This is a genomic window from Thalassobaculum sp., from assembly GCF_040219215.1.
Taxonomy (GTDB): domain Bacteria; phylum Pseudomonadota; class Alphaproteobacteria; order Thalassobaculales; family Thalassobaculaceae; genus Thalassobaculum_A.
On the sequence record NZ_JAVJSX010000034.1, the window covers coordinates 24,860 to 49,120 of the forward strand.

General features: G+C 67.5%; 21 protein-coding genes. 17 read left to right on the forward strand and 4 right to left on the reverse strand.

Annotated features, from left to right (window positions below; translation table 11 throughout):
- Nucleotide 1: 1 nt before the first annotated feature.
- Nucleotides 2-460, reverse strand: a complete 459-nt coding sequence (locus RIC54_RS22950) for a cyclic nucleotide-binding domain-containing protein (protein WP_350091722.1) — start codon at nucleotides 458-460, stop codon at nucleotides 2-4.
- An 18-nt stretch (nucleotides 461-478) separates the two neighbouring features.
- Nucleotides 479-3,136: an ABC transporter transmembrane domain-containing protein gene (locus RIC54_RS22955; RefSeq protein ID WP_350091725.1), complete on the reverse strand. Its 2,658-nt coding sequence runs from the start codon at nucleotides 3,134-3,136 to the stop codon at nucleotides 479-481.
- 177 nt (nucleotides 3,137-3,313) lie between these two features.
- On the opposite strand from RIC54_RS22955, the gene RIC54_RS22960 reads away from it, so the two are divergent.
- The 13 genes from RIC54_RS22960 (at nucleotide 3,314) to RIC54_RS23020 (ending at nucleotide 19,194) form a co-directional block, all read left to right on the forward strand.
- Nucleotides 3,314-4,543 carry a glycosyltransferase family protein gene (locus RIC54_RS22960; RefSeq protein ID WP_350091728.1) on the forward strand — a complete coding sequence of 410 codons (1,230 nt, stop codon included), beginning with the start codon at nucleotides 3,314-3,316 and terminating at the stop codon, nucleotides 4,541-4,543.
- 2 nt (nucleotides 4,544-4,545) lie between these two features.
- Nucleotides 4,546-5,844, forward strand: a complete 1,299-nt coding sequence (locus RIC54_RS22965; RefSeq protein ID WP_350091731.1) for a glycosyltransferase family 4 protein — start codon at nucleotides 4,546-4,548, stop codon at nucleotides 5,842-5,844.
- Complete coding sequence (locus tag RIC54_RS22970; RefSeq protein ID WP_350091734.1) at nucleotides 5,841-6,986, forward strand: glycosyltransferase family 4 protein; 1,146 nt, start codon at nucleotides 5,841-5,843, stop codon at nucleotides 6,984-6,986. The genes RIC54_RS22965 and RIC54_RS22970 overlap by 4 nt, the downstream gene beginning before the upstream one ends.
- Nucleotides 6,983-7,573 (forward strand): histidine phosphatase family protein, encoded by a 591-nt coding sequence (locus RIC54_RS22975; RefSeq protein WP_350091737.1) that lies wholly within the window; start codon nucleotides 6,983-6,985, stop codon nucleotides 7,571-7,573. The genes RIC54_RS22970 and RIC54_RS22975 overlap by 4 nt, the downstream gene beginning before the upstream one ends.
- Entirely contained in the window at nucleotides 7,570-8,736 is a 1,167-nt protein-coding gene (locus RIC54_RS22980; protein ID WP_350091740.1) for a glycosyltransferase family protein, read from the forward strand. The genes RIC54_RS22975 and RIC54_RS22980 overlap by 4 nt, the downstream gene beginning before the upstream one ends.
- Entirely contained in the window at nucleotides 8,733-9,536 is an 804-nt protein-coding gene (locus RIC54_RS22985; protein WP_350091744.1) for a polysaccharide deacetylase family protein, read from the forward strand. Before RIC54_RS22980 ends, RIC54_RS22985 begins: the two co-directional genes overlap by 4 nt.
- Nucleotides 9,533-10,066 (forward strand): hypothetical protein, encoded by a 534-nt coding sequence (locus RIC54_RS22990; RefSeq protein WP_350091747.1) that lies wholly within the window; start codon nucleotides 9,533-9,535, stop codon nucleotides 10,064-10,066. Before RIC54_RS22985 ends, RIC54_RS22990 begins: the two co-directional genes overlap by 4 nt.
- The gene (locus RIC54_RS22995) at nucleotides 10,063-11,964 is read left to right on the forward strand and encodes an ABC transporter ATP-binding protein (protein WP_350151461.1); all 1,902 of its coding nucleotides are present in this window, start codon (nucleotides 10,063-10,065) and stop codon (nucleotides 11,962-11,964) included. Before RIC54_RS22990 ends, RIC54_RS22995 begins: the two co-directional genes overlap by 4 nt.
- On the forward strand, nucleotides 11,961-13,919 hold the full coding sequence (locus tag RIC54_RS23000; protein ID WP_350091753.1) for an ABC transporter substrate-binding protein: 1,959 nt from the start codon (nucleotides 11,961-11,963) through the stop codon (nucleotides 13,917-13,919). Before RIC54_RS22995 ends, RIC54_RS23000 begins: the two co-directional genes overlap by 4 nt.
- A 7-nt stretch (nucleotides 13,920-13,926) precedes the next feature.
- Nucleotides 13,927-14,925, forward strand: coding sequence for an ABC transporter permease (locus RIC54_RS23005; RefSeq protein WP_350151463.1), 999 nt, complete (start codon nucleotides 13,927-13,929; stop codon nucleotides 14,923-14,925).
- Nucleotides 14,922-16,094 (forward strand): ABC transporter permease, encoded by a 1,173-nt coding sequence (locus tag RIC54_RS23010; protein WP_350091759.1) that lies wholly within the window; start codon nucleotides 14,922-14,924, stop codon nucleotides 16,092-16,094. The genes RIC54_RS23005 and RIC54_RS23010 overlap by 4 nt, the downstream gene beginning before the upstream one ends.
- A gap of 130 nt (nucleotides 16,095-16,224) precedes the next feature.
- Nucleotides 16,225-17,418: a phosphoglycerate kinase gene (locus tag RIC54_RS23015; RefSeq protein ID WP_350091762.1), complete on the forward strand. Its 1,194-nt coding sequence runs from the start codon at nucleotides 16,225-16,227 to the stop codon at nucleotides 17,416-17,418.
- A gap of 162 nt (nucleotides 17,419-17,580) precedes the next feature.
- Nucleotides 17,581-19,194 (forward strand): phosphoenolpyruvate carboxykinase, encoded by a 1,614-nt coding sequence (locus tag RIC54_RS23020; protein WP_350091765.1) that lies wholly within the window; start codon nucleotides 17,581-17,583, stop codon nucleotides 19,192-19,194.
- Between the two features lie 12 nt (nucleotides 19,195-19,206).
- Here the strand turns inward: RIC54_RS23020 and RIC54_RS23025 are convergent, their stop codons facing one another.
- Together RIC54_RS23025 and RIC54_RS23030 are read right to left on the reverse strand one after the other, a co-directional pair.
- The gene (locus tag RIC54_RS23025; RefSeq protein ID WP_350091768.1) at nucleotides 19,207-19,983 is read right to left on the reverse strand and encodes an Hpt domain-containing protein; all 777 of its coding nucleotides are present in this window, start codon (nucleotides 19,981-19,983) and stop codon (nucleotides 19,207-19,209) included.
- A 103-nt stretch (nucleotides 19,984-20,086) separates the two neighbouring features.
- Complete coding sequence (locus RIC54_RS23030) at nucleotides 20,087-20,602, reverse strand: pentapeptide repeat-containing protein (RefSeq protein ID WP_350091771.1); 516 nt, start codon at nucleotides 20,600-20,602, stop codon at nucleotides 20,087-20,089.
- A 235-nt stretch (nucleotides 20,603-20,837) separates the two neighbouring features.
- On the opposite strand from RIC54_RS23030, the gene sdhC reads away from it, so the two are divergent.
- The 4 genes from sdhC to RIC54_RS23050 are packed head-to-tail and all read left to right on the forward strand — an operon-like array spanning nucleotide 20,838 to nucleotide 24,254.
- Complete coding sequence (gene sdhC / locus RIC54_RS23035) at nucleotides 20,838-21,224, forward strand: succinate dehydrogenase, cytochrome b556 subunit (protein WP_350091774.1); 387 nt, start codon at nucleotides 20,838-20,840, stop codon at nucleotides 21,222-21,224.
- Between the two features lie 11 nt (nucleotides 21,225-21,235).
- Nucleotides 21,236-21,634: a succinate dehydrogenase, hydrophobic membrane anchor protein gene (gene sdhD, locus RIC54_RS23040; protein WP_350091777.1), complete on the forward strand. Its 399-nt coding sequence runs from the start codon at nucleotides 21,236-21,238 to the stop codon at nucleotides 21,632-21,634.
- A 4-nt stretch (nucleotides 21,635-21,638) separates the two neighbouring features.
- Nucleotides 21,639-23,429, forward strand: coding sequence for a succinate dehydrogenase flavoprotein subunit (sdhA, locus tag RIC54_RS23045; RefSeq protein WP_350151465.1), 1,791 nt, complete (start codon nucleotides 21,639-21,641; stop codon nucleotides 23,427-23,429).
- 45 nt (nucleotides 23,430-23,474) lie between these two features.
- Complete coding sequence (locus RIC54_RS23050; protein ID WP_350151467.1) at nucleotides 23,475-24,254, forward strand: succinate dehydrogenase iron-sulfur subunit; 780 nt, start codon at nucleotides 23,475-23,477, stop codon at nucleotides 24,252-24,254.
- The last annotated feature ends 7 nt before the right edge of the window (nucleotides 24,255-24,261 follow it).

Genomic DNA, 24,261 nt, shown 5'->3' on the forward strand with positions numbered 1-24,261 from the left:
TTCAGGTGGTGCCGTTGCGGCTGACGGCGTCCCGGAGCTGGGCGTTCGTCCGCTCCAGCCGCGCGGCGAGTTCCCGCATGATCTCGATCGCGATCTGCGGGAACTCGTTGACCAATCGGAAGAACAGTTCCTTGGTGATCTTGAGGACCGTCACCCGGTCAACCGCCTGGACAGTGGCGGTGCGGGGGACGTCGCACAGGATGGCGATCTCGCCGACGACATCGCCCTTCCCAAGCCTCGCGACCTCGATCTCCCCCGCCGACGTGCCGATGCGAACCACGGCCTCGCCGTCGATGATTATGTAGGCAGCGTCCCCGATGTCGCCCTGGTGACACATGGTCTGGGTCGGCTGGTAGGTGAGACGCTCAGAGGTGAAGGCGAGCAGTTTCAGCTTGGCCGGCTCGATCTTGGCGAACAGCGGAATGTTCCGAAGGAGTTCGACTTCCTGATTGATGCTCATCGCTTGCTTCTCTCCCGGTCAGCTGCCAGCTGCCATGGCGTGGAATTCGGTCCCACTACGGTCAAGGCTGTCGGGTGTGCCATCTTCCACCACCCGGCCGCCGCGCAACACCAGGACCCTCTGGAACCGGCGGGCCAGATCGGGGTGTTGCAGCGTCCAGACCACCGTTCCTCCCTCGGTCTCGGCGAGAACCCGGTCGATTACCCGGCTTTGGGCGGCCGATTCGATACTGCCGACCGCGTCGTTGAACACGCAGATCTCGGGCCGGCGCAGCAGAACGCGCGCAATCCCGATCTTCTGGCGCTGTGCGGCGGTCAACCGGGAGCCACCGATGCCGACCTCGAAATCAAGACCGACTTCGATCACGGTCGCGCGCAGATCGAGGCTTTCGAGGACCTCGGCGATCACCTTTCCGACCCGGGCCGATGCGTCGGCCTGTCCGTAGGCGATCTTGCCGAACAGCAGGTTGTCCTGAACCGAGGCGGCGGCGTTGTAGGCATCGGCCGTGAAGAAGGCGACCGCGCCGGCCATGTCCGGCGGCAGGTTCTCGGCAAACGCCTTGCGCGCCTCCAGGATGCGAAGCTTCATCGCATCGTCGAGCAGCCCGAGCCGATGGCGAGCGGCGACCAGCTTGAACGGCAACGACAGCAATCGGCTGCGGTCTTCCTCCGACAGGCCGTTGACCCCGCTTCGATCGACCCGGGTGACCAGCGCCTGGAACTCGGGCAGGTCGTCGGGCGAAATGAAGCTGAACTGCGAGAAGAACTCATGGTCCGCCGGAAGATCGGCGAACAGCTCGACCATGGTGGCCGCCATGTCCCGGCCCATGGTCAGGAAATCGCCGGTCAGACCCACGGTGTCGAGGATCTGGCGGACATAGGGACTGGTGGCGATGGATTCACTTGCGAACGTGCCGTCGACCGGCGTGCCGAACAACAGGTTCTCGGCCACCGACGCATTGGAGTTGTAGCGGTCGGCGGCAAACGGCTCGACCAGTTCCGCCAGCGAGGGATCGCCGGCGAGGCGATCGGCAAAGCTGCGGCGGGCCTCCAGGATACGCTCGGCGATGTCCGGCCGCTTTTGCGGGTCCAGGGTGCCGCGCAGACCGAGCTGGTAGCAGTCGTCCCACAGATCGACGACGTCGAGAAGCTCGACCAGCCGCTTCGAGAGCCCCCCCGCGTCGTCCACCCCGATCGCCGCGTAGTCCACCCAATCGGCCTGGGGGTCGTCGGTCGAGTTACCGGCGATCGCCGCGTTCTCCGCAGCGCGCTTCGCGATCGCCTGCGCCGCCGTGTCCCGCTCGGGCTCCACCAATGGCCGATGCATGGCGCCGATCAGCAGATTCTCCCGGATCGACGTGGAGAACGCGAACGCCGCCGGTCCCACGTAGCCGAGGCGACGGCCCGTGACCGCCTCCGGCAGCGTCGCCATGTCCCGGTCGCCGAAGTTGAGGTTGCCGCTGGTCGGCAACACCAGGCGGGCGAGCAGCAGGCCCAGCGCCTCCTTGCCGCCGTTCGGCGGGCCGAGCAGGGCCACCCGCTCGCCCGGCTCGATCCTGATGCTGATGCCCTCGACCTGCACCTCGCCGTCATCGTCGATCCAGCCCAGGTTTGACGAACGGATACCGGCCGACTCTGCCGGACCGGCATCCGCGTCGCCGGCCTGGAATGCCGGATCCATGATCGTCGGCGGGTCGAACTGCTCGATCACCTGCTCGTACTTGATCCGGGCATCTTCCTTGCGCTCGTAGTAGCCGAGCAGCTCCTTCCAGGGGGCGGAGAGATCCTTGTACGCTGCCAGGACCGCCACCATGGCGCCCAGCGACAGGTCGCCGCGGATCACCAGGTACCCGCCGATCGAATAGAAGAAGAACGGGGTCAGCTGGGCCAGAAAGTTGTTCAGGAACTTGATGAAGAACTTTTTCTTATAGATCTCGAAACGGATGTCGTAGATCCGGTTCAGCCGCTCCGCGAAACGCGCCAGCATGAGCCGGGCGTTGTCGTTGGCGTGGACCTCCTGCACCCCCGAGACGGTCTCCCCGATCTTGTCGGACATGGCGCGCACGGTGCGGACCCGCTCCTTGCCGAGCAGGTTCACCTGGCGCTGCAGCTTCGGGATCACGTAGCCCTGGATGGGATAGAGCGAGATCGCCGCGAGGCCCAGGATCGGGTCCTGGATGAACATGAAGGTAAGGATCGTGATCAGCGTGCCGCCCTGAAACGCCGGCAGCGAGATCGAGTCGCCGATGAAGCCCCCGAGCGGCTCGACCTCAGCGGTCACCATCGGAATGATCTCGCCCTGGCTCATCCGCCGGAAACGGCCCAGCGGGAACCGCAGGACCCGGGCGTACAGGTCGAATCGCAGCCGGCGCAGCATCCGTTCGCCGAGCTGGCCGCGATAGACGTTGATGACGTATTTGAACGCGCCGTTGATGCAGACCAGCGCCAGGAACAGGCCGGACAGGGTCCAGAGGTACTCCAGCTGGCCGAACTCGAACCCGAGCCAATTGACGGGGAACGTGGCCGATCCCTTGGCACCCAGAGCCTCGTTAATGATCTTCTTCGGCAGATCGAGTGAATAGTACAGAAACGGGAACGACAACGCCGTCATGATCAGCAGAACGATCTGCTCGCGTTTGCTGTGACGGAAGATGAACCGGTAGATACTCGGTTCCATGATGGTCGGCCCGTCGACTGTGGAAGCAGATCGAGTTTGGGGATATTCGTAGCACCGTTCAACACTGCAGCGCCTGAAAAGGTTACCATTTCCGGAGCAGGGTCATTGTGCCATAGTCGGCCGGCGGGGGATCGCAGCCGATCGTCGTGAGTTCCGGCAACGGTCGCGAGGAGGCCGATGAGTCATCCCAAACGTCGGACGCCAGCGCGCGTCCTGATGTACAGCCATGACACGCTGGGCCTTGGCCATCTGCGGCGGTGTCGTGCGATCGCGCACGCGCTTGTCGAAGCCGACCCTGAGATCAGCGTGCTGATCCTGTCGGGCTCGCCGATCATCGGCAGCTTCGATTTCCGCACGCGCGTTGATTTCGTGCGGATTCCTGGCGTCATCAAGCTGCGCAACGGCGACTACACCTCGCTGTCCCTGCACATGGACATCGAGGAGACGGTGCAGCTGCGCGCTGCCATCATCAAGCACACCGCTGAGTATTTCGATCCGGACGTGTTCATCGTCGACAAGGAGCCCTGGGGCCTGCGCGGCGAGGTCAAGGACACCTTGGAAATGCTGAAGGCGCGGGGCACCCCGCTTGTCCTTGGCCTGCGCGACGTGATGGACGAGCCGGAGCTGCTGGTACCGGAATGGGAGCGCAAGAAGGTGCTGCCGGCCCTGCAGGATCTGTACGACGAGATCTGGGTGTATGGCGTGAAGGAGGTCTGCGATCCGTTCGACGGCGTGGACATCCCCGCCTCGGTCCGTCTGAAGACCCGCTATACCGGCTATCTGCGCAGGCACGCTTCCAAGGTGGCAACGCCGGCCCCGGCTATTCCGTTCGGCGACGAACCGTACCTGCTGGTGACCGCCGGCGGCGGCGGCGACGGCGAGCCGATGATGGACTGGGTGCTTCGGGCGTACGAGGAGGACTCCCAGCTGCCCTATCCGGTCCTGATGGTGCTTGGCCCGTTCATGCCGCACGAGCAGCAGAACGAATTGATGGAACGCGCCGAGCGCCTGGACCGGGTCCATGTCATCACCTTCGATTCCCGCATCGAGGCGCTGATGTCGCGGTGCGCGGCAATCGTGGCGATGGGCGGCTACAACACGTTCTGTGAGATCCTTTCGTTCGACAAACGGGCGATCATCGTCCCGCGCACCGAACCGCGGCTCGAACAGTACATCCGGGCCAAGCGGGCCGAGGAACTCGGCCTGCTCAGCGTGATGGTCGAGGATGGCGACCGCGATCCCAAGGCGATGGCCGAGGCACTGCGCCGCCTGCCGGCCCAGAAGCTGCCGTCCGAGGCGACCGGGCTGCCGCTGCTCGACGGGCTGGACCGCGTGGCACAGCTGGTCGACCGATGGGTCACGGCGCGGGCGGCGCGACCGGTCGTGCCGTTCCGCCAGCCAGCGTGATCATGTCGGCTGGGGTCCCCGCGTCGGCGGCCGCGCAGAGCCGGCGCGTCACTCCCGGACCGGTAGCGGTGGTCCTGAAGGGCTACCCCCGGTTGTCAGAGACGTTCATTGCCCAGGAACTGCTGGGCCTGCAGCGCCGGGGGCTGGATTTTCGGATCGTGGCGCTGCGCCACCCGACCGACCGCAGCATCCACCCGGTGCATGCGGCGATCACCGCCCCGGTCAGCTACCTGCCGGAGTATTTGTATCAGGAACCGTTGCGGGTGCTGCGCGGCTGGCGGCTGGTGCGGCGCCTGTCCGGATATCGTTCCGCTTTTGCAACGTGGTGGCGTGACCTGCTGCGCGACCCGACGCCCAACCGGATTCGGCGTTTCGGGCAGGCTTGCGTGCTGGCAGCCGAACTGGATCCGGCCGTCGGGCATCTTTACGCCCATTTCCTGCACACGCCGTCCTCGGTCGCGCGCTATGCCGCGCTGATCACCGGGCGGACTTGGTCGGCGTCGGCCCACGCCAAGGACATCTGGACCACGCCCGAGTGGGAGAAACGCGAAAAGCTGGCGGATGCGGCCTGGGCCGTTACATGCACCGCCGTCGGATCCGCGCATCTGGCAGCGCTCGCACCGGATCGGGACCGGGTGGGTCTGCTGTACCACGGCCTGGACCTCACCGATTTTCCGACACCGCCGCCGCGGCCGTCGCGCAACGGAAGCCGTGCCGACGACCCGGTGACCATCGTGTCGATCGGCCGGGCGGTGGCGAAGAAGGGGTACGATGACCTGTTGGCCGCGCTCGCCAAGCTGCCGTCCGATCTGCATTGGCGGTTCGTGCACATCGGCGGCGGTACGTTGAAGGACGTGTTGCGGGACCAGGCCCGGCGCCTGGGTATCGACGACCGTATAAGCTGGCGCGGCGCCCAGCCGCGCGCCGCCGTGCTGGCGGCACTGGCGGAGGCCGACCTGTTCGTGCTGGCCAGCAAGATTGCCGGTGACGGCGACCGTGACGGCCTGCCGAACGTGCTGATGGAGGCGCAGGCCGCCGGCCTGGCCACGGTGGCGACCCGGGTGTCGGCGATCCCGGAACTGGTCGACGACGGTGTGACCGGCCTGCTGGTGCCACCGGCGGACCCGGCCGCGTTGGCGGCCGCCCTGGCCGAGTTGGCGCGCGATCCGGATCGGCGGGCAGTGTTGGCGAGCGCCGGTCGCGATCGGGTTCGCACCGCCTTTGGTCACGATTCCGGCCTGGACAGCCTTGCTGCGCGCTTCGGCCTGAACACCGGCGCGGGGCTTGCTGACGTCGCATGAGGGTCGCGTTCTACGCCCCGCTGAAGCCGCCCGATTCCGACCGGCCGTCGGGCGACCGCACAATGGCGCGGTTGCTGGTACGCGCGTTGGGACAGGCGGGGCACACGGTTGAACTGGCGGCGCGGCTGCGCAGCCGCGATGCGGCGGGAATCCCGGACCGGCAGCGGCGCATCGCCGGCGTCGGCCGGCGGTTGGCGGATCGCTACGTCCGGTCGGTACGGTCGGGCCGGCGGCCAGCACCCGACCTCTGGTTCACCTACCACCTGTACTATAAGGCGCCGGACTGGGTCGGGCCGGCGGTTGCCGACGCGTTGGACATCCCCTACGTCGTGGCCGAAGCGTCGGTTGCAGGCAAACGCGCCGGCGGTCCCTGGGACAGCAGCCATCGCGCGGTGCTGGCGGCGTTGGCGCGGGCCGACCTGGTGATCGGGTTCAACAGCCGGGACGCCGTCGCAGTTGAACCGACGCTCGGTGCCGAGGGCCGCTACGAACGGCTTCGCCCGTTCCTGGAACTGCCGACCGAGCCGGCCGATACGGCCGCGCGCGAAGGTCTGGCGCAACATCTTGCCCTGCCGATTGATCAACCGTGGCTGCTGGCGGTCGGAATGATGCGGCCGGGCGCCAAGACCGCGTCCTATCGGGTGCTGGCGAGGGCGTTGGACGCGCTGTCCGATCGCCCGTGGCGGCTGATCGTGGTCGGCGACGGCCCGGCCAAGGCCCAAGTGATGGCCGCATTCGAGCCTTTTGGTGATCGGATTCGGATGATCGGTACCGTGGAAGCGGCTCGCATGAACGAGATCTACACCGCTGTCGACCTCATGGTCTGGCCGGCGGTTCAGGAGGCATACGGTATGGCGCTGCTGGAGGCCCAGGCGGCCGGCCTGCCGGTGGTGGCGGGCGATGTGGGCGGCGTGCCGGACATCGTGCGCGGTGGGCGAACCGGAATCCTGGCCCCGGAGGGCGACACTAGCGCCTTCGCCCTCGCGGTGGCGGCGCTGCTGGATGACCCGGCTCGGCGGCACGCGATGGGCCAGGCGGCGCGGCGAACGGTGCTGGCCGAACACACGCTCGACGGCGCGTCCATCGCGCTCGACCGTTGGCTTCGCGCGGCTGTCGGGCGCCGCGGGGATGGCCGGAGGTGATCCAGCTTGTCCTGTTGCGGCACGGGCCGACGGAGTGGAACGCGGCCAGACGCCTGCAGGGTCGATCCGACATCCCGCTGTCGTCTCTCGGCCGGCAGGCCGTGCGGCGCAAGGTGCTGCCGTCCGGGTTCCGGGAGTTTCGGTGGTTGACCAGCCCGTTGTCCCGCGCGTGCGAGACGGCGTCGTTGCTGGGCGTGACCGCCGAGATCGAGCCCGCGCTGATCGAGATGGATTTCGGATCCTGGGAGGGGCGAACGCTGGCGCAGGTGCGGGCCGAGAACCCCGAGGCTGTCGCTCTCAACGAGGCCCTTGGCCTGGATTTCCGGCCGGCGGAGGGCGAGACCCCGCGCGAGATCCAGGCTCGCCTCGAAGAGTTGGGGACGCGCCTGCTGGCGGACGGCCGCGACACCGCGGCGGTGTCGCACAAGGGCGTGATCCGAGCCGCGCTGGCCCTGGCGACGGGCTGGGGGATGACTGGCAAGCCGCCGGTGCGGCTTGACTGGGGGGCAGCCCATCTGTTCCTTCTCGATGCGACCGGGCATTGGAGCCTGAAACGCGCCAACATTCCGCTGGAGCCGTCCGAATGAGCGCACCGCGCGTCCTGCTGTACGTCCAGAACCTGCTCGGCATCGGCCATCTGCGCCGGGCGGCGGCGGTGGCGCGCGGCCTGACGGCGCATGGCCTGACGGTCGACTTCGTGTCCGGAGGTATGCCGGTACCGCACCTGCCGCTGGGCGGTGCCGAACTGGTCCAGTTGCCACCGGTCCGGGCCCTTGACGACGCGTTCAAGGTCCTGGTCGATGAACATGACCAGCCGATCGACGATGCCTTCCGGGATGCCCGCCGCGACCAGCTGCTCGGCCTGCTCCAGGAGCGGCGGCCGGCGGCGGTGATCACCGAACTGTTTCCGTTCGGGCGTCGGCAAATGCGGTTCGAACTGATCCCGTTGCTGCAGGCGGCGCGAGCCGCGGTCTGGCGGCCGGCGGTGTTCTCGTCGATGCGCGACATCCTGGTAACCAAGCCGCGGGCCGACCGAAACCAGGAGATCGTGGATACCCTGAACGCCTACTACGACGCGGCCCTGATCCACGCCGACCCCCGTTTGATCCGGCTCGAGCGAACCTTCCCGATGGCGGCCGACATCCGTGTGCCGCTGACCTATACCGGCTACGTGGTGAACGCCGACGACCTGGCCGTGCCGGATGCCGACCCGCTGGCGGCTGGCGAGGTCCTGGTCTCGGCCGGAGGCGGCGCCGTCGGCCACGACTTCATGCGCCAGGTCGCCGACGCCATGCCGCACCTGCCGCTGGCCGACCGGACCTGGCGGTTCGTTACCGGGCACCACATGCGCGCGGACACCCTCGACTACCTTCGGGCGCTCGACCGGCCGAACCTGGTGGTCGAGACCATGCGGCCGGACCTGCCGGCGTTGATGGCCGGTGCGGCATTGTCGATCAGCCAGGCCGGGTACAACACCCTGCTTGAGCTGCTGGCGGTACGCGCCAGGGCGGTCGTGGTGCCGTTCGAAGGCGGGGTGGAGACCGAGCAGCGGCTGCGCGCCGACCTGCTGGCCGATGTCGGCGCCCTGGAAGTGGTCGCCGAGGCCAAACTTGGCGTTGAAACCCTGACGACGGCGATCAACCGGGCTATGGCCCGGCCGCGCGACGCGGTGCCGTCGGTCGATCTCGATGGCGCCCAAGCGACCGGCGAGCTGGTGGCGCGGGTGGTGCGCGAGCGGACGGCGGCATGACCGGTAGCAGCACCGACGGCGTCGACCGCCTGCGTTCCACGCTCGACGCGATCGGCGCGACCGGACGCACCGTCGAGCTGTGGTGGCGCGACGACGACCTGGAGCGGCCGTCGGCGGAACTCGACGCGCTGCTCGACGCCTTGACGGAACATGGAATCGTCCCGGCCCTGGCGGCGGTGTCGGGCCGGATGACGGCCGACGTGCTGCCGGCGCTGGAGCGCACGCCGGCGCGGCTGTTCGTTCACGGCTGGCTGCATGCCGATCATTCGGCGGTTGGCTCCAAGAAGTCCGAGTTCGGGCCGGAGCGTCCGATCGAGATCCGGCTCGCCGAGATTGCCGGCGGCCGGCGGCGGCTGGCGGCGCTGGCGGGCGACCGGCTGCTGCCTTGTTTCGTGCCTCCCTGGAACCGGATCGGCGACGACCTGCTCGATCGCCTGGGCGGCACCGGCGTGACGGCCCTGTCGGGCTTCGCGCCATGGGACCGCGCGCCGGCCCGGTCCGATGTGCCGCGTCTGGACACCCATGTCGACCTGATCGACTGGCGCGCCGGACAGATGCCCCTGACGATTGATGCCGTAGCGGAGACGCTTGGATTGCGGATCGCGCAATGCACCGGACCGATCGGAATCCTGTCCCATCACTTGGTGACCGACGCACGGACGTGGCAGGCTTGGGAGCCGTTGCTCGCGGGACTATCACGGCATGCAGCAGTGCGATGGCTGGACCCGGCGGCGGCGCTGGCGGCGGTTGCGACCACTCCGGCGGTGGAAGCCGGAAGCGACATTCGGAGGACCGCGTGACCACCCACCGCTATGAACGAGGCTCCATTGCAGGCGACTTTCTGCGCGGCGGGTTCGGTCTGCTGGTTACCGCAGGACCGTTGGTGTTCCTGCCGATGGTAACGTGGCTTGCCGTGGCCTTTGGCGTGTTCGCGCTGCTGTTCGCGGTCTACCTGTTCCGGGCCTGGCAGCGCAGCGCTACCGTCATCGAGATCGACGATACCGGCATCCGCGCATCCGGGCCGTTCGGACGGGCGATCCGCTGGGATGCGCTGGCCGCAATGCAGCTGCGGTATTTCGCCACCCGGCGCGACAAGGAAGGCGGCTGGATGCAGCTCCGCCTGCAGGGCGACGGGAGCGTGTTGTCGCTCGAATCCACGCTTGACGACTTCGAGGCTGTGACGGCGCGGGCGGCGCAGGCGGCAGCCGGCAATCGACTTGCACTTTCCGACGCCACCCAAGAGAATTTGAAAGCGCTCGGTTTGTCCGCCGGCGCTGGGGTGCCGAGGGAGACGGCGTCCGGAGACGACGGCCGTGTGGGGATGGAATGAAGGATCGCGCGACGCCGCTGCTCCGCGTTAACGACCTGCGCATTGGTTTTGACCTGCCGGAGGGGCGGTTGGTCGCAGTCGACGGTGTGTCGTTCCAGATCCGGCGCGGCGGCACCGTGGCGCTGGTCGGTGAGTCCGGATCCGGAAAATCAGTGGTCAGCCAGGCGATCATGGGGTTGCTGCCGCGGCCGGCCCGCGTGCTGGGCGGCTCTATCCTGTTCGCCGACCCCGACAAGCCCGGCACGATCACCGATATCGTCCGGTTGGCGCCCGACGGCCGGCCGATGCGCGACCTGCGGGGCGGCCGCATCTCGATCATCTTCCAGGAACCGATGGCCTCGCTGTCGCCGCTGCATACCATCGGCGACCAGATCACCGAGGCGTTGCGCCTGCACCGCACGGTCTCCGGGTCGGAAGCCCGCGAGCTGACCCGCGATATGCTGCGCCTGGTCGGGTTCCCGGATCCGGCAAGGGCGCTGAAGACCTATCCGTTCGAGCTGTCGGGCGGGCTGCGCCAGCGCGCCATGATCTCCATGGCCCTGGTCTGCCGGCCGGCGTTGCTGATTGCCGACGAGCCGACGACCGCGCTCGACGTCACCATCCAGGCGCAGATTCTGAAGCTGGTCCGCGATCTGCAGACGGAACTGCGGATGGCGGTCCTGATGATCACCCACGACCTCGGCGTGGTCGCCAACGTGGCCGAGGAAGTGGTGGTGATGTACCGCGGCCGGGTCATGGAATCCGGCGACGTCGAGGACATTTTCCGGCGGCCCGAACATCCGTATCTGCGGTCGCTGATGGCGGCGGTGCCGCGCTTCGACATGGCGCCGGGCGAGCGGCTGAAGCCGATCCGCGAGATCAGGGCCGAGACCGGCCACCTGCTGGCCGACACCGGAAACCAGACGGCCCGTGCCACGCCGCAGACCGAGCCGTTGCTGTCGGTGGAAGGCGTGTCGAAGACCTACGCCATTCGCAAGGCCGGGCTGTTCGGCGGTGCGGCAAAGCGGGTGATGGCGCTGGACGATGTCTCGTTCGAGGTCCGGCGCGGCGAGTGCCTGGGCCTAGTGGGCGAGTCGGGCTGCGGCAAGACCACGCTGTCGAAGGTCATCATGCGGGCCATCGGGCCGGACAGCGGCCGGGTGACCTTCACCGATGACGACGGTCCGGTCGACGTGCTCGGCCTGGAGGGCGAGGCACTGGCGGCGTTCCGGCGCAAGCTGCAGTTCGTGTTCCAGGATCCGTTCGGCTCGCTGAACCCGCGGATGCCGGTGTTCGACATCATCGCCGAGCCGCTGGTGATCCACGATATCGGAACGGCGGCCTGGCGGCGTGAAATGGTGTCGGAGCTGATGAAGCTGGTCGGGCTCGACGCGCGCCACCTCAGCCGCTACCCGCACAGCTTCTCCGGCGGCCAGCGTCAGCGCATCGGCATTGCCCGTGCCCTGGCCCTGCGGCCGCCGATGCTGATCTGCGACGAGCCGGTTTCGGCGCTCGACGTCTCGATCCAGGCCCAGGTGCTGAACCTGCTCAAGGACCTGAAGGCGTCCCTGGGGCTGACCTATCTTTTCATCTCCCACAACCTCGCGGTGGTGGACTACATCGCCGACCGGATCGCGGTAATGTGCGCGGGCCGCCTGGTGGAGCTGGCGACCCGCGAGGAACTGTTCCGCAACCCGGTGCATCCCTACACCCAGGCGCTTCTGGCCGCGGTTCCGGACCCGAGCCTGGATCATCCGCTGGATTTCGCCCGGATCATGGACGAGCGGGCGTCGCAGCCCGCGGACTGGCCGGCGCCGTTCACCATCGACGCGCAGCACACGCCGCAGTTCGTGGACCTGGGCGACGAGCACTTCGTGCGCGCCGACCCGCAGATCCTCACTTTCAGGTTGGCCTCGTGACCGGCCGCTTCGCTCTGGCATTGGCGGCCCTGCTGTTGCTGACGCCCAGTCGGCCGGGGGTCGCGCAGACCTTTGTCGAGCCGCCGGTCTTGGCCGAGGACGTGGCGGCCGGGCGGTTGCCGCCGGTCGCCGAGCGGTTGCCGCGCAACCCTTCCGTGGTCGACTTCGGCGCCGAGCACAAGGAGCCGGGCCAGTACGGCGGGACGCTGACCATGATCATGGGCCGGGACAAGGACACCCGGCAGATGGTGGTATATGGCTACGCCCGGCTGGTGGTGTACCGGCCAAAGACTTACGAGCTGGTGCCGGATCTGGCGGCCAAGGTCGATGTCCAGGACGACCGGGTGTTCACCTTCACGCTGCGCGAAGGCCATCGGTGGTCCGACGGCCAGCCGTTCACCACCGAGGATTTCCGCTACTTCTGGCACGACGTGGCGAACAACCCGGCGCTGTCTCCGACCGGTCCGCCAAGCGAGCTGATGGTTGACGGCGAGGCCCCGACCGTCGAGATCCTGTCGCCGACGGTAGTGCGGTATTCCTGGTCGAAACCGAATCCTGAGTTCCTGCCGGCGCTGGCCGGCGCCAGCCCGCTGTACCTGTACCGCCCGGCGCACTACCTGAAGACAGTGCACGGCGACTATGCCGACCCGGCCGAGCTGGAGAAGCGCATCAAATCCGGGCACCAGCGCAACTGGGCGGCGCTGCACAACAAGCTCGACAACATGTACAAGTTCGACAATCCGGCGCTGCCGACCCTGCAGCCGTGGATGGCGGTGACCGAGCCGCCGTCGGACCGCTTTGTGTACCGCCGCAACCCCTACTACCACCGGGTCGACGCCGAGGGACGGCAGCTGCCGTACATCGACGAAGCGGTGTTCCAGGTCGCGGCACCCGGCCTGATCCCGGCCAAGACCGGCGCGGGGGAATCCGCGCTGCAGGCCCGCTACCTGTCGTTCGACGACTACACCTTCCTGCGGCAGAGCGAGACCCGGTCCGGGTACGAGACCTACCTGTGGCGCACCGCCTACGGCGCGCATCTGGCTCTGTTCCCGAACATGAACGCCGAGGATCCGGTGTGGCGCGCGCTGATGCGCGACGTCCGGTTCCGTCGCGCCCTGTCGCTCGCCATCAACCGGCATGAGATCAACGAGGTCATCTACTACGGCCTGGCGCTCGACGGGGCCGACACGCTGCTGCCGACCTCGCCGCTGTACCGCGAGGGGCTGCGCGAGCGGTGGGCCAGCTATTCCCCGAAATCGGCCAACGCGCTGCTCGACGAGATCGGCCTGACCAAGCGCGACTCCCGGGGCGTGCGGCTGCTTCCCGACGGCCGGCCGGCCGAGATCGTGGTCGAGACCGCCGGTGAAAGCACCGAGCAGACCGACGTCCTGGAACTGATCCACGACGGCTGGATGGCCGCCGGCATCAAGCTGTACAGCCGGCCGACCCAACGCACGGTGTTCCGCAACCGGGTGTTCGCCGGCAAGACCCTGATGGCGATCTCTTCCGGAACCGAGAACGGCCTGGCCACCGCCGAGACCAGCCCGCAGGCGTTCGCGCCAACCGACCAGATCCAATACATGTGGCCGAAATGGGGGCAGTACTACCAGACCGGCGGCAAGGCGGGCGAAAAGCCGGACCTGCCCGAGGCCAGCCGGCTGATGGAGCTGTATCGGTCCTGGCGGTCCGCCGACTCGCCGGAGACTCGCACCCTGATCTGGGCGGAGATGCTCGATATCTGGTCCGAGCAGGTCTACAGCATCGGGCTGATCGCCGGGGTGCTGCAGCCGGTCGTGGTGGACCTGGAACTGCACAACGTGCCGGTCCAGGGCGTGTATGCCTGGGACCCAGGCGCGCATTTCGGAATCTACCGGCCCGACACCTTCTTCTTCGGCCCGGCGCGCCCGCGCACGCCGGAATCGGTGCTGACCGCCGCCGTCCGCAGCCGGAGATAGGGTGGATATGCTCGACTACCTGGCCCGCCGCCTGCTGGTGATGATCCCGACCCTGATTGCGATCAGCATCATCACCTTCATCATCATCCAGCTGCCGCCGGGGGATTATCTGTCGACCCTGATCGCTGAGATGGAAAGCCGCGGCGAGAGCGTCGACGTCGCCAAGATCGCCGCGTTGCGGGCCCAGTACGGTCTCGATAAGCCGATGTGGGAGCAGTACTTCTACTGGGCGATCGGCTTCCTGCGCGGCGACTTCGGCTACAGCTTCGAATACCAGCTGCCGGTTGCCGACGTGGTCGGGGACCGGGTGATGCTGACCATCGTGCTGAACTTCGGCACGATCCTGTTCATCTACCTGATGGCGTTTCCGATCGGGATCTATTCGGCCACCCACCAGTACAGCTGGGGCGACTACAGCCTGACCCTGCTCGGCTTCATCGGCCTTGCGACGCCGAATTTCCTGCTGGCGCTGGTGCTGCTGTACTTCGCCAACGTCTGGTTCGGCACCTCGATCGGCGGGCTGATGGACCCGTCCTACATCGACCAGCCCTGGACTTGGCCGAAGGTGCTGTCGGTGCTGGAACACCTGTGGGTGCCGGTCATCGTGATCGGTACAGCGGGCACGGCGGCGATGATCCGGCGGCTTCGGGCCAACCTGCTCGACGAGCTGCAGAAGCAGTACGTGATCACCGCGCGCGCCAAGGGGCTGTCGCCGATGCGGGCGCTGCTCAAATACCCCCTGCGCATGGCGCTCAACCCGTTCATCGCCGACATCGGCAACATGCTGCCGCAGGTGGTGTCGGGTTCCGCGGTGGTCGCCATGGTGCTGTCGCTGCCGCCCACCGGGCCGATGCTGATCACCGCGCTGCAGAGCCAGGACATGTACCTGGCGGGGTCGTTCCTGATGTTCTTGGCCGCGCTGACCGTGGTGGGCATGCTGATTTCGGATCTGGCGCTGGCGTGGCTTGACCCGCGCATCCGGCTGGGCGCGGGGACCGGGCGATGAGCGTCTCCGACACGCCGCGCCCGCGCGCGCGCCACTTCGTCGACCGGGCGCCGTTCAATCCGAGCGCCGACGAGGTCCTGACGCCGCAGCAGGAACGCTACTACATGGCGTCGCAGTGGCGGATGATGTGGTGGAAGCTGCGCCGCCACCGCCTCGCGGTGGTTTCCGGCCTGTTCCTACTGTTGCTGTACGTCTCCGTCCTGATTTCCGAGATGATCGCGCCGTACGCGCTGGCCAGCCGCAACACCGAGTTCATCTATGCGCCGCCGCAGAGCGTGAAGGTCTTTCACGATGGCCGGTTCGTGGCGCCCTACGTGCTGGGGCTCGACTACACCCTGAACCTGCGGACCCTGAAGCGGGAGTACGTCGCCAACCCGGACAAGCGGCAGGAACTGCGGTTCTTCTGCTCCGGCGACCCCTATCGGTTCTGGGGAATGTTCGAGGCCGACCTGCATCTGGTCTGTCCGGCCGAGGACGGGACGCTGTTCCTGCTCGGAACCGACCGGCTCGGGCGCGACATGTTCTCGCGCATCGTATACGGCACCCGGATCTCGCTGACCGTCGGGCTGATCGGCATCGCCATCAGTTTCGTACTGGGCATCGTGATCGGCGGGGTTGCCGGCTACTACGGCGGCTGGATCGACGCATCGATCCAGCGGGTCATCGAGATCCTCCGGTCGTTTCCGGAGCTGCCCCTGTGGATGGCGCTGTCGGCGGCCCTGCCGGTGACCTGGAGCCCGATCGTGATCTATTTCGGGATCACGCTGATCCTGGGCCTGCTCGACTGGACCGGCCTCGCCCGGGCGGTGCGCTCCAAGCTCCTGGCGCTGCGCGAGGAGGATTTCTGCGTCGCCGCCGAACTCATGGGCGCCAAACCCCGGCGGATCATCGGCCGGCACCTGCTGCCGAGTTTCATGAGCCACCTGATTGCCTCGGCCACCCTGTCGATCCCGACGATGATCCTGGGCGAGACCGCGCTCAGCTTTCTCGGCCTCGGCCTGCGGCCGCCGATCACGTCGTGGGGCGTGCTGCTGACCGAAGCCCAGAACATCAACGCGGTGGAACTCTACCCCTGGATTATGACCCCGGTGATCCCGGTCATCCTGGTGGTGCTGGCGTTCAACTTCTTCGGCGATGGCCTGCGCGACGCGGCGGATCCGTACCGGTGATGGATCGCCGGCTTGCGATGGAAAGCAACGATCGACGCCGGCTTCAGGGCGTGGGAGTTTTCCCGCTCTTGCTCCCCGGTCGGCGGTGTGGCACATCCCGCCGACAGTGACACGAGGTGGAAGCACAGCCATGTCGGCGTTCAGGACCCTGGATCAGGTGGAAGTCGCGGGGCGACGGGTGCTGGTGCGGCTGGATCTCAATGTTCCCATGAAGGACGGTCGGGTCACCGACGCGACCCGCATCGAGCGCGCGGCGCCCACCGTCAAGGAACTTGCCGATAAAGGCGCGAAGGTCGTGGTGGTCTCGCACTATGGCCGGCCGAAAGGCAAACCCGATCCGACAATGTCGCTGAAGCCGCTGGTCGATCCGCTGTCCGCGGCGGTTGGCCGACCGGTGGCGTTTGCCGAGGACTGCATCGGTCCGGCGGCAGCGGGGGCCGTCGGTGGTCTGGCCGACGGCGGTGTGGCCCTGCTGGAGAACCTGCGCTTCCATGCCGGCGAGGAGTCCAACGACCCGGGGTTCGCGGCCGCCCTGGCGGAGCTCTGCGATCTCTATGTCAGCGATGCCTTCTCGGCGGCCCACCGCGCCCACGCGTCCATCGACGGGGTGGCGCGGTTGCGGCCGGCTTACGCCGGCCGGCTGATGCAGACCGAACTCGACGCCCTCGGCCGCGCGCTGGAATCGCCGACCCGCCCGGTGGCGGCGGTGGTCGGCGGGGCCAAGGTGTCGACCAAGCTTGACCTGCTGGGCAATCTGGTCGAGCGCGTCGACGTGCTGGCGATCGGTGGCGGCATGGCCAACACCTTTCTGTTCGCGCAAGGAGTCGAGATCGGCGCCTCGCTGGCCGAGCGCGACCTCGCAGATACCGCGCGGGCGATCCTGCAAAAGGCCGAGGCCAAGGGCTGCGACGTTCTGCTGGCGATCGACGCGGTGATTGCCGACAAGCTGGCGCCGGGTGTGGCGACGACGGTGGTCGGAGTCGACGCGGTACCGTCGGGCGCGATGATCCTGGATGTCGGGCCGGCGACCGTCGCCGCCATGTCGGAGCGCCTGGCAACCTGCCGGACCCTGGTCTGGAACGGGCCGCTCGGGGCGTTCGAGACAGCGCCGTTCGACGCCGGAACCAACGCAGTGGCCAAGGCCGCGGCAGAGCTGACGGACCAGGGTCGGTTGCTGACGGTGGCCGGAGGCGGCGATACGGTCGCGGCGCTCGCGCACGCCGGCGTGCTGGAACGCTTCTCCTATGTCTCGACGGCGGGCGGCGCGTTCCTGGAGTGGCTCGAAGGCAAGGACCTGCCCGGGGTCGCGGTATTGAAGCTCTGACGGTCGCGGCCAAACGTCGCAGATCCGGCGCTGCCGGAGTTCGGCGCAACGCTGGGCGGCGTCGAGCGTTGCCAACCGGGAACCGCTCCCCTATCCCTTTCTGGCAGCAACGGAGCGGGTCGGGCGACACGGCCCCGCAAGGTTAAGGTTGGAGGAAACATCGTGCAGATCTTCACCGGTCACACGAGCCATGTCGGGCTCGACACCGTCGGCCTGACCAATCTGAAGTCCGTGCGTTGGAACATGGGTCCGGCGGCGCTGTATGAAGAAGCGATCCGCCGCGGCGAAGGCGTGGTCACCGCCGGCGGCGCGCTGTTGGTGACAACCGGCGAGCACACCGGCCGGTCGCCCAAGGACAAGTTCATCGTCGACAGCGACAGCACGCACGACGCCGTCGACTGGGGCACGATCAACCAGTCGATCACCCGCGAGCGGTTCGACGCCCTGTACGCCCGTGTCACCGATTACTACAAGGGCCGCGACGCCTTCGTGCTCGATTGCTGGGCCGGCGCCGATCCGGAGTACCGGCTGCCGGTACGGGTGGTGACCGAGACCGCCTGGCACAACCTGTTCGCCCGCAACATGTTCATTCGCCCGAAGCCGGCGGATCTGGCGAGCTTCGAGCCGGCCTTCACCGTGCTGCACGCGCCGGGGCTGAGCGCGAACGGCAAGGCCGATGGCGTCAACTCGGGGACCTTCATCCTGGTCGACTTCGACCGGCGGCTGATCCTGATCGGCGGCAGCTGGTACGCCGGCGAGATCAAGAAGTCGATCTTCGGCGTGCTGAACTACCTGCTGCCGGACCGCGGCGTGATGCCGATGCACTGCTCGGCGAACGTCGGCGCCAAGGGCGATGCCGCCGTGTTCTTCGGCCTGTCGGGTACCGGCAAGACCACATTGTCGGCGGATGGCACGCGCACCCTGATCGGCGACGATGAGCATGGCTGGTCGGACACCGGCATCTTCAATTTCGAGGGTGGCTGCTACGCCAAGGTGATCCGCCTGTCGGCCGAGGCCGAGCCGGAAATCTGGGCGGCCAGCCATCGTTTCGGCACCGTTTTGGAAAACGTGGTCCACGACCCGGTCTCGCGAGCCCTGATGCTGGACGACGATTCGCTGACCGAGAACACCCGTTCCTGCTACCCGATCGACTTCATCCCGAACACCTCGGAGACCGGCGTGGCCGGGCATCCGGTGAACGTGGTGATGCTGACCGCCGATGCCTTCGGCGTTCTTCCGCCGATCGCCAAGCTCACGCCCGAACAGGCGATGTACCACTTCCTGTCAGGCTACACCGCGCGGGTCGCCGGCACCGAGAAGGGCCTCGGCAAGGAGCCGCAGGCGACGTTCTCGACCTGCTTCGGCGCGCCGTTCATGCCAAGGCACCCGTCGGTCTACGGCGCGATGCTGCGCGACAAGATCGCCAAGCACGGGGCGACCTGCTGGCTGGTCAACACCGGCTGGTCCGGCGGCCGTGCCGGGGATGGCGGCGACCGCATGAAGATCGCCTACACCCGCGCGATGGTGCGGGCGGCGGTGGATGGGCGCCTGTCGTCCGCGCCGGTGCATGAGGATGGTCGCTTCGGCCTGCTGGTGCCCGAGGCGTGCCCGGATGTGCCGAGTTCGGTGCTGCTGCCCCGCGGAGCCTGGAACGACAAGGGCGCCTACGATGCCACCGCCCATGACCTGTGCGGGCGTTTCGAGGCGAACTTCAAGAAGTTCGAGCCGTTCGTCGAGGACAGCGTGAAGGCCGCCGGTATCCGCCAGGCAGCCTGATCCGGGCGGCCGTCAGGCGCGCGACACCTCGCCGGCGTTGGTCAGAACCAGCGCCAGGTCGTCGGACAGGGTCTTGCCGAGCCGGATCACCGACACCTCTTTTGGCAGGCCCGCCAGTTCCGGATGGCCGGCGTCGAACGAGGTGACCACGGCGGTCGGCAATGATGCGGTTGGCCGGATCGAGCGGATCGCCCGGAGCAGATCGATTCCCGACATGCCGTCCAGGACGGCGGAGCTGAGAACGATGTCCGGCTTCTCGGCCACCGCGAAGCGCATGGCCTCGAACGGATCGGAGGCGGTCTGTGTGCGGTACCCGCAGTTCGCCAACTCGCGGGCCAGCATGTGACCGAGGGTACGTGCCCGGGTGATCACCAGGGCGCGGCCCGGTTGGCCGCTGATCGCCTCCGGGTCGAAGTCGAAGACCGACGGCAGGCCGCGCAGAATGGACGTGGCGCGATCGGCTTCCGGGTTGCGCCCGCGCTCGATGATGTCGCTCAGGGCGTCGGCGAAGCGTTGCAGGTCGGCGATCGGAAACGGCGTCTTCTCGGCGTTGGCTTCCAGATAGTCTTCGAACCGGTCGGCGATCAGCGAGATGGTCGGGAACCCGAAGGTCTTGCCGGTGCCTTTCAGGTTGTGGATTTCCCGCGCCAGATCGAGCAGCAGGGGACGGGCTTCCTTGGGGCGATTTGCCAGCTTGTTCAGCGCGATCTGGGCCCGTGCCAGCCGGTCGCCGGCGTCGTCCAGGAACTCTCCTGTAAGCCGGGCCGCAATTTCGTCCGCGATTGCCATGCGGGATCCCTCTTGAGTCCGTGTTGACCCAGCCGGGATCATGCCGACGCAGTTGATAATGATCCGTTAACGCTGACAGGCGGTGCGAGGCCGGGGCAAGGGCCTAACGGCAGAAGCTGACCGAACCTTCGGCGCACACCCGCTTGCCGTCGACCCAGGTGACGCCGGACAGGTTGGCGCGAAAGAAGTCCACGCCGCGCAGTTTGGCGCCGGTCAGGTCCGCACCCCGCAGGTTGGCCGAGACCAGCCGCGACTCCGCCAGGTCGGCGTCCCGGAAGGATGCGCCTTCCAGATTGGCCTCGGTGAAGTCGGCGCTGCGCAGCCGCGCCTGATCGAATATCGCCCCCTTGAGATCGGCCCCGAGGAACCGGACCCGGCCGCCTTCCAGCCGCGTGAAGGTGGTGCCGGCCAGGGTGGCGCGGTTGAAGCTGGCGTTGTCGAGGCGCGCGCCGGTCAGGTCGATCTGGGCGAGGTCGTAGCGATCGAAGCTGCATTGCCGCCAGTCGACGCCCGGCTGCGGCGGGTCGGTGCAGGCGGCCAATGCCGACCCGGTGGCGGCGACGAGCGACACGAAGGCGACGGCTGCAGCGCCAAGCGCGATTTTTACTGTGGGGTCCATGGGTTGGAACCCTAGCACGTGCGCGGCGGTGGAAAAGAGTGCGTACCGCTGCCCGCTCGCAATTTCGCGCCACACCCAGAATGCTGCACTGCGTTATTCGGCGGGTTTGTGCCGGACCGCCGATGGTCTATAACGGCCGCGTCGACCGCCGGGCGCGCTCGCGCTAGGCTTTGGGTCGACCGGGTCGCGGCCATTGGGACGCGCGCTCGGATTGGAACGCCGTGAGGGGGTATGCATGAGCGCTGACCGTCGGCCGTTGTCGCCGCATCTCCAGATCTACAAGCCGCAGCTGACCAGCGTGCTGTCGATCTCCCACCGTGCCACCGGCGTCGGCCTCGCGGCCGGGCTGCTGCTGCTGACGTGGTGGCTGCTTGCGGCGGCGGCGGGCCCCGATTCGTTTGCCGTGGTTCAGGGCTTTCTCGGCTCCTGGCTCGGCTACCTGATCCTGTTCGGCTTCAGCTATGCGCTGATGTTCCATCTGTGCAACGGCGTCCGGCACCTGTTCTGGGACGCCGGCTGGGGCTTCGAGCTTGATACGGTCTACAGGTCCGGATGGGCGGTTGTGATCGCGTCGGTGGCGCTCACGGTGCTCGCCTGGGCGATCGCCATCGTGTCGGCGTAAGGGAGGGACGGATGGCTGGAAAGACCATGCAGTCGATGCGCAACCCGCTGGCACGGGTCCGCGGCCTCGGCTCCGCCAAGGAAGGCGTGCATCACTGGTGGGCGCAGCGCCTGACGGCTATTGCGCTGGTGCCGCTCACGATCTGGTTCGTGATGTCGATTGCCGGTCTCGCCGGGGTGGATCATGCCGGTGCGGTCGCCTGGATCGGCTCGGCACCGGTCGCGGTGCTGCTGGTGCTGCTGATCGCCGCGGTGTACTGGCACGCCCAACTCGGCGTGCAGGTGGTGATCGAGGATTATGTTCATAACGAAGCGGTCAAGCTGACGGCGCTGATCGTCTTGAAATTTGCGGCCATCGCCCTTGGCGTCGCGTCGATCTTCGCCGTTCTGCGACTGGCGTTCGGAGGCTGAGGCCATGGAATCCTACAAGATCATCGACCATGAGTATGACGCGGTGGTGGTCGGTGCCGGCGGTGCCGGGCTGCGCGCCACCCTGGGCATGACCATGGAGGGGCTGAAGACCGCCTGCATCACCAAGGTTTTCCCGACCCGAAGCCACACCGTCGCCGCCCAGGGCGGTATCGGCGCCGCGCTCGACAACATGGGCGAAGGCGACAACTGGCGCTTCCACATGTACGACACCGTCAAGGGATCCGACTGGCTCGGCGACCAGGACGCCATCGAGTACATGTGCCGCAACGCCATCCCGGCGGTGATCGAGCTGGAGCACTTCGGCGTGCCGTTCTCGCGGACCGACGAGGGCAAGATCTACCAGCGGCCGTTCGGCGGCCACACGCTGGACCACGGCAAGGCGATGGCCAAGCGGGCGTGCGCCGCCGCCGACCGTACCGGCCACGCGATCCTGCACACGCTGTACCAGCAGTCGCTGCGCAACCACGCGGAGTTCTTCGTCGAGTACTTCGCCCTCGACCTGATCATGGACGAGGAAGGGGCGTGCCGCGGGGTCATGGCGCTGTGCCTGGAAGACGGCACCATCCATCGGTTCCGCGCCCACGAGACGGTGCTTGCGACCGGCGGCTATGGCCGCGCGTACTTCTCCTGCACCTCGGCCCACACCTGCACCGGCGACGGCAACGCCATGGTGCTGCGCGCCGGCCTGCCGCTGCAGGACATGGAGTTCGTGCAGTTCCACCCGACCGGAATCTATGGCGCCGGCTGCCTGATCACCGAGGGTGCGCGGGGCGAAGGCGGATACCTGACCAACTCCGAGGGCGAGCGTTTCATGGAGCGCTATGCTCCGACCGCCAAGGACCTGGCGAGCCGCGACGTGGTCAGCCGGGCGATGACCATCGAGATCAATGAAGGGCGCGGCGTCGGTCCGAACAAGGACCACATCATGCTGCACCTGGAGCACCTCGACCCGCAGGTCCTGCACCACCGCCTGCCGGGCATCTCCGAGACCGCCAAGGTGTTCGCCGGTGCCGAGGTCACAAAGGAGCCGATCCCGGTGCTGCCGACCGTGCACTACAACATGGGCGGCATTCCGACGAACTACCACGGCGAGGTGCTGAGCCCGACCGCCGGCGATCCCGACCGGGTGGTCCCCGGCCTGATGGCGATCGGCGAGGCGGCCTGCGTGTCGGTGCATGGCGCCAATCGTCTGGGCACCAACTCGCTGCTCGACATCGTGGTGTTCGGCCGGGCCGCCGCCCACCGCGCCGCCGAAGTCGTCACCCCGGGCGAACGCCACAAGCCCCTGCCGGCCGACGCCGGCGAGCAGGCGGTTGCCAGGCTGGAGCGAATGCGCACCGCCAAGGGTGACCGCAAGCCCGGGGCGATCCGTCTCGACATGCAGCGCACCATGCAGACCAACGCCGCGGTGTTCCGCACCGACGAGCTGATGCAGGCCGGCCTCAAGAAGATCCACGAGGTCGCCGACAGCATGGCCGACGTCGGGCTGAACGACCGGTCGCTGATCTGGAACTCGGATCTGGTCGAGGCGCTGGAGCTGGAGAACCTGGTCAGTCAGGCGATCGTCACGCTGACGTCGGCGTCGCTGCGCAAGGAAAGCCGCGGGGCGCACGCCCATGAGGACTTCCCGGACCGCGACGACGCGAACTGGATGAAGCACACCGCCATGTGGCTGGATGAGAAGAACCAGCACAAGGTGCTGTACCGCGACGTCCACATGAACACTCTCTCGAACGAGGTGGAGAGCATCCCGCCGGTCGCCCGCGTCTACTGACGCCGCGCCCGGACCGCTGCTCCAACCCCCAGCCGAGGATCATCGATGGCCGAGTTCACCCTGCCCGCCAATTCCAAGGTCAAGATTGGCGACACCTACAAGGCGCCGGAAGGTGCCAAGCGGATCAAGACGTTCAAGATCTACCGTTGGGACCCGGACAAGGGCGGAAACCCGCGCCTGGACACCTACGAGATCGACATGGACAGCTGCGCGCCGATGGTCCTGGACGCGCTGATCAAGATCAAGAACGAGATCGACACCACCCTGACCTTCCGGCGGTCCTGCCGCGAGGGCATCTGCGGGTCGTGCTCGATGAACATCGACTGCACCAACACGCTGGCGTGTCTGAAGCCGATCGACGAGGTCGACGGCGAGGTTCACATCTACCCGCTGCCGCACATGCCGGTGATCAAGGACCTGGTGCCCGACCTGTCGGTGCCGTACGCCCAGTTGGCGTCGGTCGAGCCGTGGCTGCAGACCCAGACCCTGCCGTCGCCGACCGAGGAGCGCCGTCAGAGCCCGGACGAGCGGGCCAAGCTCGACGGGCTGTGGGAGTGCGTGCTGTGCTTCTGCTGCACGACCTCGTGCCCCAGCTACTGGTGGAACAGCGACCGCTATCTCGGTCCGGCAGTGCTGCTGCAGGCTTATCGCTGGATCGCCGACAGCCGGGACGAGTTCACCGGTGAGCGCCTGGACGCGCTGGAGGATCCGTTCCGCCTCTACCGCTGCCACACCATCATGAACTGCACCAAGACCTGCCCGAAGAGCTTGAACCCGGCCAAGGCGATCGCCGAGATCAAGAAGCTGATGGTGCTGCGGCAGTAGGATGGGT